Origin of the sequence: Mycobacterium sp. (genome assembly GCF_032162605.1) — a bacterium.
Taxonomy (GTDB): Bacteria; Actinomycetota; Actinomycetes; order Mycobacteriales; family Mycobacteriaceae; genus Mycobacterium.
In genome coordinates, this window is record NZ_JAVROT010000187.1 from 1 (window position 1) to 3,417 (window position 3,417).

Annotated in this window: 4 protein-coding genes and 1 pseudogene; all 5 read left to right on the forward strand. The window is 64.0% G+C overall.

Features of this window, described 5'->3' with window-relative positions:
* A pseudogene (locus QOI01_RS11735) lies at positions 1 to 596 on the forward strand (hypothetical protein); the annotation flags it as partial.
* An 80-nt stretch (positions 597 to 676) separates the two neighbouring features.
* Positions 677 to 1,177, forward strand: a complete 501-nt coding sequence (locus QOI01_RS11740) for a hypothetical protein (RefSeq protein WP_526381037.1) — start codon at positions 677 to 679, stop codon at positions 1,175 to 1,177.
* A 504-nt stretch (positions 1,178 to 1,681) separates the two neighbouring features.
* Complete coding sequence (locus QOI01_RS11745; protein ID WP_526381039.1) at positions 1,682 to 2,233, forward strand: HK97 family phage prohead protease; 552 nt, start codon at positions 1,682 to 1,684, stop codon at positions 2,231 to 2,233.
* 418 nt (positions 2,234 to 2,651) lie between these two features.
* On the forward strand, positions 2,652 to 3,068 hold the full coding sequence (locus QOI01_RS11750) for a phage major capsid protein (protein ID WP_526381043.1): 417 nt from the start codon (positions 2,652 to 2,654) through the stop codon (positions 3,066 to 3,068).
* A 13-nt stretch (positions 3,069 to 3,081) separates the two neighbouring features.
* Positions 3,082 to 3,417, forward strand: a 336-nt coding sequence (locus QOI01_RS11755; RefSeq protein ID WP_526381041.1) for a phage major capsid protein, incomplete at its 3' end; no start/stop codon positions are given.

The window sequence follows — 3,417 nt, forward strand, 5'->3', positions numbered from 1 at the left end:
TCGGATCAGTGGAATGGCTCGGCGACACCGCCCTTGACGCCCGAGACCTCCTCGACGGCGAAGCAGGCGACGCTGACGAGCGCACTGCAGCCGAACACTGGCTGGAGGATTACCTCACAGTTAACGGTCCAACCCCATCGAAGGCCATCAAGAACGACGCCATCAAAGAGAAGTTCAGCGAGGCGACACTGAAGCGGGCAAAGAAAAAGATCGGCGTTGCAGACCGCTCAGAGGGCTTCCCGCGCACCTCTACCTGGTACCTGCGCAGTCAGCTCACGATGGCTGAACCAACCCCCTCTCATGAGCTGAGTGAGCCAACTGAGCCAACTGGAGCTGACCAGCAGAAACAGGATGAGCCAACTGAACAAGATCCACAGTTGGCTCACGCATCCGTGAGTGAGCCAACTGCTGTCATGCCAGCCAAGCTGACCGGAGCTGCAAAGACCCCGCCACCGCGCGAACGCCAGCGCACCATCCGTGGCAAACCCGCCTCCGGCTACCCCGCCTGCATCATCTGCAGCAAGCCGGTCGTCGCTGGACAGGGCGACTCGCACCTCTCCTGTAGCCAACAATCGGACGAGGAGCGCGCGTCGTGAGCACCCGGCGGGTGATCTTTCCTCCGCCCGAGACGTGGACCCGCAAGGCCTCACATCACCCATCCAGAAGGGAAACCAACATGACCACCAACGAGAACTCCGACAAGGCAAGCGACTACCGCCGCGCCGCGCTGTTCACCAAGTACCACCGCCAAGGCAACAAGGCCGGCCAAGTCGCCATCGTCGAGGAGGTCAACGAGACCGGCCGCGTACCCCAACTACTCTTCGCACTCCTCGTCCTCCACAAGACATTCATCACCCGCTTCCGCACACCCGACGGCATCGACTTACTGGCCGACTTCATCCACAGCATCGCCACCCTCGTCACCGCTGGCATGCCAACCCCCGACGTCGTCCGCGCCGCACAGATCCTCGACCACCACGGCCACAACGACCACGACGCCATCGCCAAAGTCATGAGCGACGCCACCGCTGAAGGGCGCGCCACCGAGACGTTCCTCGCACTGCTCGACCATTACGAAGTCTCGTTGCCCGAACTCAGCGGGCGCGCAGGTATCGCCTTCATCGAGGCCAACGCCCTCGCGATGCTCGAGGTGGAGTACAGACCCGATGGCGAGTGACGCGCGCCAGCAAACCCACCCAGCAAACCCGAGCACACCTCGGGGGGTGGGGGTGCGACGAGAAACCGCAGGTCAGCGTGACCCGACCGCTTCCAATGGAACGTCTCTCCCCGGCATGACCTGCAACGATTCACCCCCGAAAGCCTCGTTCAACAGCGCGCCAGCAAACTCTCACACCGCCCCAGCAAAGGGCATATGCCGCTCAGGGCAAATCTCCGGCGGGGCGTTGCATCGTTGCGCGAAACGTTGCAACGATTCGTTTTTTTCTGACGGAGAGAGATTTCGACAGAAGAGCTTGGGGTCGCAGCGAGAAGACTCCTTCGCGGGCACCCCACCCCCGGGCCCTGATTGGCAAAGTCGCTTGCTGTTTTGGCAAGGGGTATGGGTTAGACTTGGTGCAGCTCGGTATCACCGATCACGCTGGGAGCCTCAGGGGAGGCCAACCCGGACACTCGGGTCACCATGCGCAGCGCGAATCCCGCATGCAGCGAAGGTGATTGATCAATGAGCGATTCCCCGATTCTCCACCGTGACATCGTCGGCAACGAGCTACGTGCCGACGAGGGCGGGCGCCGCGTCTATGGCGTCGTGGTGCCCTACAACGAACGCGCGGAGATCAACGACGGCTACGGTTCGTACACCGAGATGTTCGTTCGAGGTTCGTTCGCCAGATCGGTCGCCGAGCGTGGGCACAAGATCAAATTGCTTGCGCAGCATGACCGCCGCCGGTTCCCGATCGGTAAGGCCACGTCGTTTGAAGAGCACGACGACGGGTTGCATGGGGAGTTCGCGATCCCCAACACTCGCGAGGGCGACGACATCCTCGAGCTGGTCCGCACGGGCACGCTCGACAGTTTCAGTGTCGGTTTCCGGCCGATTCACGACCGCCGTCAAGACGGCATCGTGGTCCGCGCCGAAGCGGCACTCAACGAGGTCTCGCTGGTTGGTCTGCCTGCCTATGACGGTGCTGCCGTCGCCGGCATCCGTGAATCGCATTCCCTGCACCGCATTCCCCGCAGCGTCGCCGAGCGTCGGCTTCGTCTGCTCGAACTCTGAAAGGCAACACCATGGACATTGAGAAGAAGACCCTCAGCGTGCTGGAGCGTGACGTCACCGAATACCGTCGTGAGGCCCGCGACATTCTGGACCACGCTGGCGATGATCTGACCGGTGTGGACGCCACTCGGTTCGACGAGCTGACCGGGCTCCTTGAGTCGCACAACCGCGCGGTGGTGGACCGCAACCGTCAGCTGACGGAGATCCGTTCGGCGGGTCAGCCGGGTAGCCGTGTGCTGCTCGAAGCGGGCAGCCCCGATGGGACCCGCCAGCGTGACGAGGATCGTGCACCCGCGGATCTGCACCGCGACACCGCTATGCGCACCCTCGAGCGCGCCACCCAGGCGGGCAAGCTGCAGGCGCGCGGCGCCGAACTGGTCGAGAACCTGATGCGGACGGGCTCGCCGACGTCGCAGACCTGGACGCAGCGGTACGCCGTCGCCGCCGGTCCGAGCACTACGAGCGGGCGTTCGCGAAGATGGTCGCCGACCCGGATCGCGGGCACCTCACATGGACCGAGGAAGAGGGCGCCGCGTATCGCGCCGTGTCCGCGGTCCAGACCGAGCAGCGCGCCATGTCCACAACGGACGCATCGGGCGGCTTCATGATCCCGCTCACCCTGGATCCGGCGATCAACCTCACGTCCAACGGCAGCATCAACCCGCTGCGCCAACTCGCCCGGGTCGTGCAGATCAGCACAGACACGTGGAATGGCGTCACTAGCGCCGGGGTGACGTCCGAGTGGACCGCTGAGGCAGCCGAGATGGCCGACGCCAGCCCGACTCTCGCCTCGCCGAGCATTCCCGTCTATAAGGGTGATGCGTTCGTGCTATAAGGGTGATGCGTTCGTGCCGTTCTCCTTCGAGGTCGCTGGCGACGCGGTCGGCTTCATGGCGGAGCTGGCAAGGCTGTTGATGGACGGCGCCGAGCAGCTCTGTGCGACCGCGTTCACGGGCGGCTCGGGCGTTGGTCAGCCGACGGGCATCATTACGTCGTTGGTCGCCTCCTCGGGCACTGTCGGGCTGGTCGCACCGGGAACCGCTGAGACCCTGTCGGCCACCGATCCGTACGCGGTGCAGAACGCGTTGCCGCCGCGGTTCCAGCCCAACGCCCAGTGGAATGCCAACCTGAGCGTCATTAACATCCTGCGTCAGTTCGAAACTGGCTCCGGTGCTCTGAAGTTC